Genomic DNA, 13,912 nt, shown 5'->3' on the forward strand with positions numbered 1-13,912 from the left:
CTACTGCTTGTCTACCTTATATCCCACGCCCCACACTACCTTAATGTATCGTGGCTCCTTGGGGTTGATTTCTATTTTTTCCCTGATATGCCGGATATGCACGGCAACCGTGTTATCCGCCCCGATGGCATCCTCATTCCAAATGCTCTCGTATATCTGATTAATGGAAAACACTCTGCCCTGATTCTTCACCAAGAGCAGCAGAATATTATATTCAATGGGAGTCAGCTTCACGGGCTCGCCGTCCACAGTCACCTGCTTGTTATCATCGTTTATCACCAATCCTCCTACCTGATAAACGGATTTGCTCTCACCGCTTAGACTGCCCAGAGAGGTATAACGCCGCAGATTGGACTTTACCCTTGCCACAAGCTCCAGTGGATTGAAGGGCTTTGTAATATAATCGTCCGCCCCAATGTTCAGCCCCAGTATCTTGTCCGCATCCTCCGACTTTGCCGACAGGATAATAATAGGGATACTGCTGTTTTCCCGGATTTTCAAGGTAGCGCGGATTCCATCCAGCTTCGGCATCATTACGTCCATGATCAACAGCTGAATTTCCTCTTTCCTTAAAATCTCCATAGCCTGCTCGCCGTCATATGCCTTGAAAATACGGTAACCGTCCTGACTTAAATAAATTTCGATGGCCTCCACAATTTCCCTGTCATCGTCACAAACTAAAATATTTGCCATTTTAACCTATTCCTCCGGTTTCTTTTTCAACATCAAAAACGCACCAAGATTTCCTCTTCTGCCACCAGATGACCTGTGGGAAAACAAATAGGAAGGGTTATGGCAGGTACAGACATCTGCCACAGATATCCTCTCAAGGGGGATTCCCGCCTTTCTAAGAATCAGCAAATTGGCGAGCCACAGATTCAGCTGATATTTTCCGCAAACGCCTCCGGGCCGCAAAACCCGGGGCAGGCTTCCTCCCCTTCCGGTCAAGGTTCCCTTTTCCCAGATTTCCTCCAGAAAGTCCGAAAAGCCCGCTTCCATCTCTTTAAACTGCCTGGCCACATCGTCTCCCACCTGGTAACAGTCACTACAGATGGCGGGACCTATGGCAGCAATCAGCTCCTCAGGTCTGGTATTGAAATTTTCAGACATGGCCTCTGCCATATGCCTTCCCATCTCCATCACAGTTCCCCGCCAGCCGGAGTGGGCAAGCCCGATCACCTCATGAACCGGGTCCAGAAAATAAAGGGGCACACAATCCGCATAGGTGGTCACCAGGGCAATTCCCCTCTCCTTCGTGATCAGACCATCCACATCCGTATAGTCAAGAGGCCGTACAATCCCCTTTCCCCGGTCTGCCTGCGTCACCAGCCGGATATTTACCGTATGGGTCTGCTTCGACGAAACCATGTCCTCTGCACTGCAGTGAAGAATCTTTGCAATGCGTTCATAATTAGAAAGCACGTCCCCTTGGTCATCACCTCTTTCAAAGCTCAGATTCATGGAGGAAAAAATCCCCTTGCTGCACCCTCCCAGACGAGTACTGAACAAATGCTCCACAAGTCCAGAAGCCTCAAGGGCCGGAAATGTAAGATACTCCACCCCTCCCATGCAGTTTTGCTTCAAAACCTTTCCTGATGCTCTCTCTTCTCTCACTATCTGAAACACAAATTATTTTCCTCCTGCATACCTGTGTGGAAAAGCATTTTTTATCCAGCGGATTTCCTCTCCCTGTATGGCGACCACATCATAGCGCACTGGCGCAAAATCTCCAATTCCCTGGCTGCAGCGGTAAAAATCTGCCGTTCTGCAGATTTTCTGCTGCTTTTTTAACGTTACAGCCTCCAGCGCGCCTCCCATGCTGTGGGTTCTGCGATACTTTACCTCCACAAACACCAGATACCCCTGGTGAATCCCCACAATATCGATCTCTCCCTGTCTGCCCCGAAAATTTTGTTTCAGGATTCTCACTCCCCGCTGCTTAAGATATGCCGCTGCAAGCTGTTCCTTTTTTGTCCCTGTTTCCCGTTGATTCAAATTCACCCCTTCTACAGCTCATTTGCTCTGTCATTTTTTCATTTTGCTTCTCAGCTTATCCATAGAATCCACAAAAACCAGAATTTCCGCCACCACCTCGTAAAGCTCCGGCGGTATCATATCGCCGATCTGCAGCCGGGACAGTGTATCAGCCAGCTTGTCGTCTCTGTGGATGGGTACGTCATGCTCCTTTGCTCTTTCAATGATCCTTTCCGCCAAAATCCCCTTGCCGCTGGCGATTACCTTTGGCGCTTCCTCACTGGGATCATACTCCAGAGCAATCGCCTGTTTTGTCCTGTTTTCCTTTTCTGCCACGTCTCCTCTCATCCCTTCCGCCTTCTCTTATGCTCTCATATCAAAAGCATAATGTGCCATGGGCACATGGCTTTCCTGTCCCAGGAAAGGTTCCATGCCCCCTGTCTTCTTTTCCTTTTCTTCCCTCACCTGCATGGAAAAGCTGCAGTCATAGCCCTTTTTCTGCAGCCGCTTTGTCAAAAGCTCCATATGCTGCTCCAAAAAGTCCAGCATTTCCTCGTCCTTTACATAAAACCGTGTGCTTACCCTTTCACTCTGCATTGTCACATACACATCCACCGGCCCAAGATGCTCCATATCCAGATGAAGCAGTGCGCTGAGGGACCCCTTGGATGCCGCAAGATTTTTTTTGTTGGTAAAAACATACAAATCTCCGTGGGCGCCGCCCTGCTGCAGCCTGAGCGGAAGCTGTATATATGTAAAAAGCTGATTTACCTGCTGTAGGAAATCCAGATTTCCGGAAAGATTTGAAACAGCCTTAAAAGCTCCGGAGGCCGTCTGCCCCCCTTCCTCCAATACCTGTGTCAGGGCCTTCAGCTGTCGGCCCAGCCGCTGATAAAACCTTTCCACCTGCCCTAAATCCGAGGCCTCCTCCAGGGTCAGCGTAAAGCTCTCCTGCAGGTTTTGCGAAAGAGCCGCCCGGATTTCTCTTATGACGCTTTCCTTCCCCAAACCCTTTTCAGCCCACAGTTGTTTCAGAAGGCTCTCCAGGGACGGTTCCAGGGCAGTTCCCATGGAGGGACGGTTCCCTGCCGGCTGCTCTGTCAGGCTCTGCTGCACCGGCGCCTGTTCCGTCTGTGCTGCTCCCTGTTCTATCTCTGACTGTCCTCCCGGCCCATGCTGGGCCGCTGCCTGCTCTTCCGGCCTCTGCTGTATCAATATTTGTCCCTGTTCTGTCTGGCCCTGGCTGGCCTGCACTTGTTCCATGCCAGGCTGTACCGTCGGCTGTCCCTTGCCTTGCTGTCCAAACACCGCTTCAAGCACAGCCTGCCCAGACGGACTTTCCTGTGCCAATATTTGGACTGTTCCATTTAATCCCGAAGGAAGCTGTTCTGCTGTCAAAGAAGCCTCCCCGGCAGGCATCGCTGTTTCCTGCAGCAAAGAAAAAATCTCCCGCAGAAGCCTGACCGCCCCCTGCACATCACCTTTTGCCGCCATCTCTGCAAGCATTCCGGGAAGCTCCTGCATCAGGCTGTAAAGCCCCGTCTCCAGCTGATAGGTAAAATTTTTATAGGAAGCAATCTGCGCCAGATTATTTTCATTCACAGGAAGCCCCAGCTTGTGCAGGTCTACAATGTCCTCTACGCTTGCGTCAGGAAAGCTTCCCGCCTCTCTGTATACCTGCTGAAGGGTATTTTTATCAATGGAAAGTCCTGCCCTCATGAGGAGCTCTGTCATGGATACTGTGGTGTCATTCACAGGCAGTCCTGCCATTTCAATGGCCTTCAGCACGTTTGCGTCGGCTGCCATATTTTCAAACAGAGGGCTCAAAACCAATGTGCTTCCGTTGTTTTTTACCTCAAAGGTCATATTTTTTCCGGTTTCCAGATTCAGACTGCGCTCCACTCTGGCGTTTATCACCATATCCTCTGCAAGGCGCACAGAGACCTCACTGCCGTTTCTGGAGATAACCTCTCCCCGAAGGGTCTGCCCTGGTACAAGCGCACGTATCTGCCGTCCCAAGGAAGCTTTGCTTCCCGTTCCGGCGCTCCCAGCCTCTTTCTTTGCCCTGGCTGCATCCTCTATCTGCTTTTCTCCCGTAAATAGCTGTGTCAGTTTCATAGGCTTCCTCAAATCTTAATCCGTCACAAAGTTTTTGATAAAGCTTTTCCGATGGATGGGAGTGGGACCATATTTGCGCAGCGCCTCCAAATGCGCCAGGCTGCCGTAGCCCTTGTTTTCCGCAAAACCGTACTGCGGAAAAATGCTGTCATATTCCCGCATGATCCTGTCCCTTGTGACCTTGGCCATAATACTGGCAGCTCCTATGGAAATACTCTTGGCGTCTCCCTTGATAATGGGCACCTGTGGGATATCCACTCCGGGAATGGTCACCGCATCGTTCAAAAGAAGCTTTGGCATAAGTGTAAGCTTTCCTATGGCCTGGCGCATTGCCTCGTAGGTAGCCTGCAGAATATTGATTTCATCAATTCTCTCAGGCAGCACAATCCCCACTGCCCAGGCTCTGGCCCTCCCGGCAATCACATCGTACAGCTCTTCTCTCTTTTTTTCGGACAGCTTCTTAGAATCGTTTATATATAAAATATCACAATCTCCTGGCAGAATCACAGCCCCCGCCACCACCGGCCCGGCAAGGGGACCTCTTCCCGCCTCGTCTACACCGCAGATGGCTCCATAGCTGTCATACTTTTTTTCATAGACCTTAAGTCCTTCCAGTCTCTCTTTCTCTTTCTCCAAAAGGGTCAGCTTTTTTTGTGCAGAGCTTACCAGCTTTTGCACGCCCTGCCTTGCATCCCTTTCATAGCTTTCTATTAATTCAGGCAGCTCATCGAAACAAGCTGCCTGAAACAGTTCCCTGATCTCCTCAATCTTTTTCATGTATCCCTTCACCTCTGCGTCATTGGTGCTTTAGAATGCCGAATTCAGAAAGGGGCCATATTCTCAGCCAGGCTCTGCCGATAATGTCATCCCTATGGATATTCCCCACAATTTCCGTGCGGCTGTCACTGCTGTTATTGCGGTTATCTCCCATGACAAAATACTCATCCTCTCCTAAAACAACCGGATTTGCCGCAATTCCCCTGTTGTCCGCACGAATTACCTCTTTGCCGTAATTTTCCACAAGAATTTCCCCGTTAATATAGATCGTTCCGTTCTGATCAATCTGCACGGTCTCCCCCGGAAGTCCGATAATGCGCTTGATATAATAGGTATTCTCCTGATATTGAAAGGGAAACACAATGATATCAAATCTCTGAGGGTCACTGAAACGGTAAGTAATCTTATCCACAATTAGATTGTCTCCGTCGGAAAGGGTCGTCTCCATAGATTCCCCCTCCACCTCAGTGCGCTGTCCCACAAAGGTAATAATCAGGTAAGTAATGCACAGCACACATAAAAGATACAAGCCCGTGGTAAGCATTTCTTTCATTACTTTATTCATATCTGTTTAATCCTCGCATCCTTCATCTGGCTGCTCCAGTGTAATTCTTCCCAGTCTGCCGCTCCTGAAATCCTCCAGCAAAATAGCGGAAGCCTTCTCCATATCCAGGCTTTCCCCCTTGGAATAGCATTTTCTGCTCCTGGCAATTTCCTTAAGAATCTCCGGCTCTTCTCCCCGAAGCTCTATGTCGTAGCGGCTGCTTAAGGCATCCGGATAAAGCTGCCTGAGCACTTTGATCAAGTCACAGGCCAGTTCCCCCTTGAGCAGTATTTCATCATTCATGGAGCCTATAAAAGCCAGCCTCCTGCCTACCTCCTGATCCTCAAATTTCGGCCACAGAATCCCCGGCGTATCCAAAAGCTCCAGATTTTTATTCAGCCGTATCCACTGCTTTCCCTTGGTGACTCCAGGCTTATTCCCCGTCTTTGTGCAGGCCTTCCCGGCAAAGGTATTGATAAAGGTTGACTTCCCAACATTGGGTATCCCCGCCACCATAGCCCTCACCGGCCTGTTTACAATACCTCTTTTTTTGTCCCTTTCTATTTTTTCCCTGCAGGCTTCCCTGACAAGCCCCTGTATGTTTTTCACTCCTGTGCCGGCCCTGGAATTTACCTCCAGCACATACATTCCTCTATTCTCAAAATACCGGATCCACTGGCTGTTGTAGACAGGATCAGCCATATCCGCTTTGTTTAAAAGAAGAATCCGAGTCTTATTCTTTCCCAGCTCATCAATATCCGGATTTCTGCTGCTTAAGGGAATACGTGCATCCACCAGCTCAATAATCAGGTCGATCAGCTTTATATTTTCCTGCATCATACGCTTTGCCTTCGTCATATGACCCGGATACCATTGATAATTCATATTGTAAATACCTCTGTCTGTTATTTTACGAAGCCCATGCCTGATTCCTCACACGCCATGTGAAACCATGCTTTCCCAATCATATTTTCCTCCCGCACGGGACCGATATTGGCCGATCGGCTGTCTTCGCTGTTGTTTGGATTGTCCCCTATGCAGAAATATTCTCCGCTCTCCAAAACATAGCTGTTCCCGGCAATTCCCGGGTCAAGAATCTTCTCCGTGACCCATTCGCTCTCAAGTCCATTCACATAAAGGACTCCATCCTGAATGCTTAAAGTGTCCCCCGGAACGCCCACTACCCGTTTTATATAATAATGGGATTTTTCATTGCCATTTGGAAGGAACACCACCACATCTCCCCGCCTGGGGGAGGATAAAATATACAGAAACCGGTCCACAAGTATTGTTTGACCATTATACAGGGAAGGCTCCATGGAAATACCTACCACCTCTATGGTCATGCCAAAGAAAAAGCTGGCCGCTGCCGCAATAAAAACAGAGGCAAGTATGCCGAAAATCCAGCTGAATATTTCCCGCACTGCCGCCTGGCTTATCTTCTTCCTTCTCTTATAAAAGCTGAGTCCTCTGTTGTGCCTTGCCATGATTCCTTCCTGTTTTGTTCCTGTGATTATCCAACATAGTATAACACATTTTTTCCGATGGGAAAAGAGGGCGGTGATAAAAACCGGGGGATGCAGGAAACAAGGCACTATGAAAAGAGACATCATGACTGCAAAGAATCATGATGTCTCCCATATAAAATAACAGTTCAGCCTTCGCCATTCGCATCCGGTTTTTCATCGGTGACCGTCAGCAGATACGCTCCGCCCCGGTCTATGGCAAACATGGCCTGCCCGCCTCTGGTCACCTGGTATGATCCCTCATAAACCAGCACCCGGCGTCGTTCATCCAGTCTGTACCAATTTGCATATTTCCCGGCATACTCCTGTCCCACCGCAATGTGAATGTTCACAGGGATATTTATTTCACCTGCATTTTTCACAGAAAACTGCCTGTAAGACAAGGTGTTTCGTGTTCCCGTGCGCAAAAGTCTCTCCGGCACATTTTCCTCATCACATACTACCGTCAGGTTCACGGTACCCTGGGCCCCAAGGCCTGCCAGCACAGAATTTGTCAGCTCCATGCCTCTTACGCTTACAGCCGCCCCCCGGCCATTGTGGAAGGCCAGAGTGATTTCCCTTCCCTGAATGGATGACAGCACCTCTGCCGGAACCTGTACTTCCTCCTCTGAAACAAAATTCATATTCACATCAGCTACAGCAGTATTTTCTTCCAGGGCAGCGAGACGTTCCTGTACACTGTTTCCCACAGCTTCCCAGTCCAGAGCAGTGCTTCTTTGATTACCCGCTCCGCCTTCCTGGGCCGACGGCTGGGATGCACCTGTACCGCCCTGATTTTCAGTTTCTCCAGAAGTGCCTGTCTCCTCTTGATCTCCTGTGTCCTCGGGGGTGTCTGTCTCCTCCTGGTCTCCTGTGTCCTCAGGGGTGTCTGCCTCCTCCTGGTCTCCTGTATCCTCAGGGGTATCTGTATCCTCCTGATCCCCTGTATCTTCAGAAGAGTCCCCGGCTTTTGTCTGGTACAGATAAAGGTCATCCCATGACCCCCAGGCCTGCGCCTGCGCTTTTGCAGAAATCCCTACCGTAATGGTCGTTCCATCCTCTGAAACCACTATATTCTCCACAACCGGGTTCAGCCAATTCTGCCAGCCGTTTACCTGGGTCTGCGCCGTGCAGGTCTCGCCCTCACATTCTGCATACAATGCAAAGGCCGCTTCCTCCCCGGCATCGCCGCCCTGCAGGTAGCCGCCAAAGGCATAGACGCCCGCATCCAGCACCACTTCCTGCTCCACCGTATAGGAAATTTCCTCATCATCCCAGAAATGCAGGCAGTAGCTTCCCGTTCTCACATTGCTGGAATCCGCTTTTCTTCCTACGCTTCCTCCCTGGTCCACGATACTCCACATACTCATATCCGCATCCTCAAAGCCCGGATTGGACAAAAGATTTGCAGGCTCTATGGTCAAGGTGCATTTCACCTGATAGGTTCCTCCATCCGCAGAAACAGTCCCCGTAATTTCATAGGTACCCACCCCCGCAAGCAGCGCCTCTTCCAGCTTTTCCTGATCCCACGTAACAGAAACAGGAATCTGGTCTCCGTGGGAATAATTGGCCTCCACTGTCTCCGGAAGCGACACCTCCTGACCCATCTGCGCCGTAAGGGAAATATTATTTATGGTGGTGATCACATTGGGAGCGTTGGTTCCCGTTTTCACATACTGGAACATTTTCAGAGTTTCCAGAGGATGTCCCGTAAAATCAAACAAGGCCTGATTGTCTACGGCGCTTCCGCCATACCAAACCCCCGCATCATCAGGGTCATACTCCGCGGAATAAGAGGAAGCCCAGCCGGAACCATAGCTTTCCCAGAGCTCTTTATTCCTGTTAAGGATTTCCTCCGCGTCCTGTGCATCCTCATCATACACCTGCACCGGAAGCCATGCCGGCTCCCAGTAAAATACGCCGACACCCTGAATCTCTGAAACGGCATTGATCACATCCCGCATTTCATTTGCCTGCCCCTGCAGACAAACCTCATAGGGCAGGTCGATTCCTGTTTTCCCTTCAAAAATGGTGTTTTCATGTCCATCTCCGTCCTCATAGGTATAGCACCAGGAGGTCTCGGCCACCATCACCTCTTTCCCATAGGTCTGTGCAATATTTCCCAGTACACTTTTTAAATTGGAAATGGTTCCATGCCAATAGGGATAATAGGAGGAAGCAAAAATATCATAATCTACATTGTAAGCATCCAAATTCCGGGCATATTCGGCATAACGCCCACTGGTTTCCGGATTTGCAAAGTGCAGAACCACGGAGATATCTTTTCCCATATTCGTAGCCGCGCTTCTTACGGCCGCGCTTCCCGCGTTAAAAATCCGGGCCATATTTTCCCACTCAGATTCCCCGCAGATTTGTCCATTGGTTTCATTTCCAACCTGAACCATCCCCACATCCACGCCTGCATCCAGCAGTGTGATCAAGCTTTCGTAGGTATATTCTTCTACCTTCTGTACCTTTTCATCAATGGACAGCTCCGCCCATTCCTTAGGCTCCTTCTGCTTGGCCGGGTCCGCCCAAAAGTCAGAATAATGGAAGTCCACCAGCACCTTCATTCCTGCCTCGGTGGCCCACTTGCCGATTGTTACAGCTTTATCCAGATCGTTGTTTCCCCCGCCATAGCCGTTTCTATCTGCGTTATAGGGATCGTTCCAGACCCGGACGCGGATGTAGTTTACGCCGCAGTCGGCCAATAAGTCAAAAAATCCCTGGTCGTCCAGCACCTCTCCTTCAAAATTATAAAAAGTGACACCGCTCTGCCCTAAGGATACATAGGAGGACACGTCCATGCCGCTTATAAAATCGTCGGGCAGATTTGCCACCCGCTCCACGTAAATCCCCGCATCCACCGGCTCCACATCCTCTTCCGGCTGCGTGCCCTGCATCAAAACAAAATTGTCAAAATCTCCCCAGTATCCGCACGCAATATCTCCGGACAGGGAAATGGTCACGCTGCCAGCTTCTGTCAGTGTAAAGGCTTCCGTCTCCAACTGGGCCCATACATCCCAGCCTGCTGTTGCCGGAAGATCCATCTGCAGATTGACCTGCCCGTAAGTCACAGAAAGGGAAAGCCCTGATGTTGCAGCCTCTCCTTCCTGGTCAAAGCGCAGCTTATAAGTGCCAGCAGGCACATTCTCAATGGTTCTCTCCATAGAAAAAGCTGCCGTCTGGGTAGTACTGTTGTTATAGTAATTGAATATCCTGCTGGTGTTATTAGAAGCATATGTATCTATTTTTGTCTCGTACCCATAACCGCTTGCATTATCTCCCGAAATACTGATTTCCCATTCCGAAGCATAATCATCCCACCCCTGGGAATTGTCAGGAATCTCAAAATCTCCGTTTGTAATCAGCTGTGTGGCCGTCCAGGAAACAGTTCCTGCATCTGAGCCGTTTTCACTTAAGGCCGACACATCTCCGCCTGACACCGTCTGCCCATCTCCTCCCGATACCGTCTGTGCATCCGCCCTGGCCTGCTGCATCGGCCAGACGCCCCCCAGAATCAGCGCCATTGACAGCACAAAACAAAGAACCCCTTTTTTTACCAACCGTCTTGTCATACCTGCCCCATACCTTTCTTTTTCTTTTTTCACACTTTCCTCCCTGACAGGCGACTGCACAATAAGCAATTGCGCAATCGCTTGTCTTGAAACAAGTATATCATAGGTACTATTTTTTTTACTATTGACAGTTGTTCTAAATAATAAATTTATTTTTTGTATATTTATTACAATTTATTTTGTTGTATTGCGCAGATATTGCGCAAATAGTTCAAATCGTTGCGCAGTTTTGTTGCGCATTTTATTATAAAAATATAAACTGAAAGCTTTCCACCCTTTGAAGCCATAAAAAGTCCCCGCAGGAACCTTTTTGCTCAGATTCCCGTGGGGACCGTCTTTATTTCCATATTACAAATTCCATGATACGTCTGCCGGACATTTCAAGCTATTTCAGCTCTTTCACCTTCGCGCTCTTGCCCACGCGGCCTCTTAAGTAGTTCAGCTTCGCACGTCTTACCTTACCTCTTCTGACCACCTCGATCTTCTCCACATTAGGAGAATGCACAGGCCAGGTCTTTTCCACGCCGATGCCGTTGGAAATTTTTCTTACGGTAAAGGTTTCCCTGCTGCTTCCGCCCTGTCTCTTTAAAACAATGCCTTCAAATATCTGGATTCTTTCACGGTTTCCCTCTCTGATCTTGCCGTATACCCTTACGGTATCGCCAACGGAAAAATCGTCTACCTTTTCCTTTAACTGTTCTTTCTCAATTTCTCTGATAATATCACTCATTATGAGCCTCCTTTTAAAAAATGGATGTTCTTAATACTTATCTGTAACAGAGGACCATCTCGTTTTCGCAACATTCAAATCTTACCATATCAAGACTGTAAATGCAAGATTTTTTTCTATTCCTTTTTTCCAAGCCACCAAATAGTCCCGGAAGAAGCATACAATCCCAGCTTCCGCTGCAGGCTGAGAGAAACATCGTTTCCCACAATGATATGCGCATAAGGTGTAAAGCCCCTCTCGCAGATCCGGTTGATGTTATATGCCTCCAAAGATGCGCCAATCCCCCTTTCCCTACAGGAATCCTCCACAAACAGCATCCCCATGCTGCCCTCGTCATGACTCCCAACAAAGCCCTTAAGCTCACCCTCCACAAAGGCTCCATACATTGCCCTGCTCTGAATGCGTTCCCGGATATATTCCGGCTCTCCCATATGGTAATGGGTAATTACATACTCTGCATCCTCCGGTCCAAGCAGACGGATATCCTTGTGCCTTACAGGAAGGCTCTGTCTCTGGGGATAGCACACCTGAACACATTCATGGTACACCTCACAGGAAAATCCACTGCAGATCAGCTCATTCAAAAAGCTCTGGGAGGTCACAAAAAGAACCGTATCCTTCGGAATAAGCAAAAGAAGCTTCTGCCCCATTTCCCTGTTTTTTGCGCTTATCATACAAAGCCTGCAGCCCGGATCGTACAACAGCACATTTTCCTCATCTGCATACAGGATTTCTCCCTTTCCCCGGCGCAGGCTCTCTATCATATGAATATTTTCCCGCTTTGCTTTTGACAGTCGGCAGATCAGCCTCTCCTTGTCCATGTACTTTTCATAGAGATCAGGGCGGATACGCCTGGTGCGCTCCTTTGACTGCTCCAGCCGCCACGCCGCAATTTTCCTGTGATCTCCCGAAAGAAGCACATCGGGCACCTTTTTCTCCCTCCAGACCTCCGGTCTGGAATACTGGGGATATTCCAAAAGATCGTTATAAAAGCTCTCCGTCTCCGCAGAAGCGTCATTGCTCAATACGCCGGGAACCAGCCTGGAGACAGCGTCAATCACCACCATGGCCGCAAGCTCTCCGCCTGTCAGCACATAATCCCCAATGGAAATAAAATCTGTGACCGTTTCCTCCAGTACACGCTCATCAATCCCTTCATAGTGGCCGCAGATCAGCACAAGCTCTTCCTCCCCGGCCAGACGGGCAGCCGTTTTCTGCGTAAAAGGCTCCCCCTGGGGAGTTAAATAAACCGTCCGCAGTTTTCTTCCCCCTGTGACAGCCTGCCAGGCGTCATATACAGGCTGGGCCTGCATCAGCATGCCGGCGCCGCCGCCGTAGGGATAATCATCCACCTTGCCGTGCCGTTCCTTCGTATAATCTCTGATATTTACGGTATCTATGGCAATAAGCTTTTTCTCTGCCGCTCTCCCGATGATGCTGGAACGCAGGCCGCTTAACACCATCTCAGGAAACAGCGTCAAAACATGAAATTTCATTCTGATACCCCTTTTCGTCCGCTGAAATAAACACCTGTTCAGTCAAGCAGACCCTCCAGAATATGCACTCTGATCAGGCCGCCTTCCACATCCACATTGAGAATGCACTGCTTGATGGCCGGAATCAACGCCTCCCGTCCGTCCTTCATTTTCACCACATACACGTCGTTTGCGCCGGTCTGCAGCACCTCCGTGAGAACGCCCAGCTCCTGATCCATATCATCTATCACCCTAAGCCCCACAAGGTCAGCCACAAAATATTCGTCCCGCCTTAAGGGGACCGCATTCTTTCTGGTGACAAACAGGCTTTTCCTGCGGTATTTTTCTGCTTCGTCGATACTGTCAATCCCTTTCAATTTCAGGATTACAAACTTCTTGAAAAATTTTACCCCCTGGATTTCCAGAAGCATTTTTTCCTCTCCGGTATCCAGAATCACTTCCTTCAGCCTTCGGAATCTTGCCGCGTCGTCTGTTGTGGGAAATACCTTCACCTCTCCCCTAAGGCCATGTGTGGAGGTAATAACCCCTACCTGTAAAATTTCTTCCATTTTTCCTCCATGAATAGGGAAGGCGGCCCGCAGTGCGCGCCGCCTTATGCCTCAGACGATTTCCACGTCTACTTTTCTGTTGTCCTTGGATGCCGCTGCCTTTACAACAGAGCGGATTGCCTTTGCAATTCTTCCTTGTTTTCCGATCACCTTTCCCATATCGGATGCAGCTACATGAAGTTCGATGACGGTATCTTTCCCCTGCGTCTTTTCAGTTACAACTACTTCATCCGGATAATCAACAAGCGCCTTTGCAACTACTTCCACTAATTCCTTCATAAGCCACCTCCAAAGAACGAATCTTATTTCTCGATGCCTGCCAGTTTGAAAAGCTTTCCAACGGTCTCCGTAGGCTGCGCTCCGTTTGCCAGCCATTTCTTAGCCAGCTCTTCATTGATCTTGAAGGTGCTGGGATCGGTGTTAGGATCATAGGTTCCGATTTCCTCGATGAATCTGCCGTCTCTGGGAGAACGGGAATCAGCTACAACGATTCTATAAAAAGGAGCCTTCTTCTGTCCCATTCTTCTCAATCTGATTTTTACTGCCATTTTTCTTTCCTCCATCTAAAACTGTATTATAAGGTTTGCGGGTCATAAGACCCCGACACCCGTTTTTGCGGATGCCATCTATGATAAGGACTCT

15 protein-coding genes and 1 pseudogene are annotated in these 13,912 nt (G+C 49.2%); all 16 read right to left on the reverse strand.

Translation table 11 applies throughout. The features are described from left to right. The 16 genes and pseudogenes from SHK35_RS04180 to rpsP all read right to left on the reverse strand — a co-directional run bounded on the left by SHK35_RS04180 (position 1) and on the right by rpsP (position 13,818). On the reverse strand, positions 1-693 hold the full coding sequence (locus SHK35_RS04180) for a response regulator transcription factor (protein ID WP_318704157.1): 693 nt from the start codon (positions 691-693) through the stop codon (positions 1-3). Between the two features lie 6 nt (positions 694-699). Continuing rightward, positions 700-1,626 (reverse strand): peptidoglycan editing factor PgeF, encoded by a 927-nt coding sequence (gene pgeF, locus SHK35_RS04185; RefSeq protein WP_330638169.1) that lies wholly within the window; start codon positions 1,624-1,626, stop codon positions 700-702. 3 nt (positions 1,627-1,629) lie between these two features. Continuing rightward, entirely contained in the window at positions 1,630-1,995 is a 366-nt protein-coding gene (locus SHK35_RS04190) for a YraN family protein (RefSeq protein WP_318704156.1), read from the reverse strand. 30 nt (positions 1,996-2,025) lie between these two features. Further along, positions 2,026-2,322 (reverse strand): EscU/YscU/HrcU family type III secretion system export apparatus switch protein, encoded by a 297-nt coding sequence (locus tag SHK35_RS04195; RefSeq protein ID WP_318704155.1) that lies wholly within the window; start codon positions 2,320-2,322, stop codon positions 2,026-2,028. Between the two features lie 15 nt (positions 2,323-2,337). Beyond that, on the reverse strand, positions 2,338-4,092 hold the full coding sequence (locus SHK35_RS04200) for a flagellar hook-length control protein FliK (protein WP_318708740.1): 1,755 nt from the start codon (positions 4,090-4,092) through the stop codon (positions 2,338-2,340). A gap of 15 nt (positions 4,093-4,107) precedes the next feature. Beyond that, the gene (locus SHK35_RS04205; RefSeq protein ID WP_318708743.1) at positions 4,108-4,869 is read right to left on the reverse strand and encodes a ribonuclease HII; all 762 of its coding nucleotides are present in this window, start codon (positions 4,867-4,869) and stop codon (positions 4,108-4,110) included. Between the two features lie 19 nt (positions 4,870-4,888). Further along, complete coding sequence (gene lepB / locus SHK35_RS04210) at positions 4,889-5,434, reverse strand: signal peptidase I (RefSeq protein ID WP_318704150.1); 546 nt, start codon at positions 5,432-5,434, stop codon at positions 4,889-4,891. Between the two features lie 6 nt (positions 5,435-5,440). Next, positions 5,441-6,298, reverse strand: coding sequence for a ribosome biogenesis GTPase YlqF (ylqF, locus tag SHK35_RS04215; protein WP_318704148.1), 858 nt, complete (start codon positions 6,296-6,298; stop codon positions 5,441-5,443). 20 nt (positions 6,299-6,318) lie between these two features. Continuing rightward, complete coding sequence (lepB, locus tag SHK35_RS04220; protein ID WP_318704146.1) at positions 6,319-6,900, reverse strand: signal peptidase I; 582 nt, start codon at positions 6,898-6,900, stop codon at positions 6,319-6,321. Between the two features lie 167 nt (positions 6,901-7,067). Further along, the gene (locus tag SHK35_RS04225; protein ID WP_318708746.1) at positions 7,068-10,529 is read right to left on the reverse strand and encodes a glycosyl hydrolase 53 family protein; all 3,462 of its coding nucleotides are present in this window, start codon (positions 10,527-10,529) and stop codon (positions 7,068-7,070) included. 352 nt (positions 10,530-10,881) lie between these two features. After that, on the reverse strand, positions 10,882-11,226 hold the full coding sequence (rplS, locus tag SHK35_RS04230; RefSeq protein WP_318704142.1) for a 50S ribosomal protein L19: 345 nt from the start codon (positions 11,224-11,226) through the stop codon (positions 10,882-10,884). 116 nt (positions 11,227-11,342) lie between these two features. Next, entirely contained in the window at positions 11,343-12,047 is a 705-nt protein-coding gene (locus tag SHK35_RS14260; protein WP_442867428.1) for a GNAT family N-acetyltransferase, read from the reverse strand. Beyond that, positions 12,045-12,722, reverse strand: a pseudogene (gene trmD, locus SHK35_RS14265) (tRNA (guanosine(37)-N1)-methyltransferase TrmD); the annotation flags it as partial. The pseudogene trmD and the gene SHK35_RS14260, both read right to left, overlap by 3 nt. A gap of 38 nt (positions 12,723-12,760) precedes the next feature. After that, entirely contained in the window at positions 12,761-13,270 is a 510-nt protein-coding gene (gene rimM / locus SHK35_RS04240) for a ribosome maturation factor RimM (protein WP_318708751.1), read from the reverse strand. Between the two features lie 51 nt (positions 13,271-13,321). Further along, positions 13,322-13,549 carry a KH domain-containing protein gene (locus tag SHK35_RS04245; RefSeq protein WP_318708754.1) on the reverse strand — a complete coding sequence of 76 codons (228 nt, stop codon included), beginning with the start codon at positions 13,547-13,549 and terminating at the stop codon, positions 13,322-13,324. Between the two features lie 23 nt (positions 13,550-13,572). Then, entirely contained in the window at positions 13,573-13,818 is a 246-nt protein-coding gene (rpsP, locus tag SHK35_RS04250) for a 30S ribosomal protein S16 (protein WP_318704136.1), read from the reverse strand. Positions 13,819-13,912 lie beyond the last annotated feature (94 nt).

Source organism: Candidatus Acetatifactor stercoripullorum (assembly GCF_944382095.1).
GTDB lineage: Bacteria > Bacillota > Clostridia > Lachnospirales > Lachnospiraceae > Acetatifactor > Acetatifactor stercoripullorum.

What these genes read in the sequence shown, in the direction of transcription:
- SHK35_RS04180 (WP_318704157.1), bottom strand. Translation starts at nt 693, where the DNA reads ATGGCAAATATTTTAGTTTGTGACGATGACAGGGAAATTGTGGAGGCC.
- SHK35_RS04195 (WP_318704155.1), bottom strand. Translation starts at nt 2,322, where the DNA reads ATGAGAGGAGACGTGGCAGAAAAGGAAAACAGGACAAAACAGGCGATT.
- SHK35_RS04200 (WP_318708740.1), bottom strand. Translation starts at nt 4,092, where the DNA reads ATGAAACTGACACAGCTATTTACGGGAGAAAAGCAGATAGAGGATGCA.
- SHK35_RS04205 (WP_318708743.1), bottom strand. Translation starts at nt 4,869, where the DNA reads ATGAAAAAGATTGAGGAGATCAGGGAACTGTTTCAGGCAGCTTGTTTC.
- lepB (WP_318704150.1), bottom strand. Translation starts at nt 5,434, where the DNA reads ATGAATAAAGTAATGAAAGAAATGCTTACCACGGGCTTGTATCTTTTA.
- ylqF (WP_318704148.1), bottom strand. Translation starts at nt 6,298, where the DNA reads ATGAATTATCAATGGTATCCGGGTCATATGACGAAGGCAAAGCGTATG.
- lepB (WP_318704146.1), bottom strand. Translation starts at nt 6,900, where the DNA reads ATGGCAAGGCACAACAGAGGACTCAGCTTTTATAAGAGAAGGAAGAAG.
- rplS (WP_318704142.1), bottom strand. Translation starts at nt 11,226, where the DNA reads ATGAGTGATATTATCAGAGAAATTGAGAAAGAACAGTTAAAGGAAAAG.
- SHK35_RS14260 (WP_442867428.1), bottom strand. Translation starts at nt 12,047, where the DNA reads ATGGACAAGGAGAGGCTGATCTGCCGACTGTCAAAAGCAAAGCGGGAA.
- rimM (WP_318708751.1), bottom strand. Translation starts at nt 13,270, where the DNA reads ATGGAAGAAATTTTACAGGTAGGGGTTATTACCTCCACACATGGCCTT.
- SHK35_RS04245 (WP_318708754.1), bottom strand. Translation starts at nt 13,549, where the DNA reads ATGAAGGAATTAGTGGAAGTAGTTGCAAAGGCGCTTGTTGATTATCCG.
- rpsP (WP_318704136.1), bottom strand. Translation starts at nt 13,818, where the DNA reads ATGGCAGTAAAAATCAGATTGAGAAGAATGGGACAGAAGAAGGCTCCT.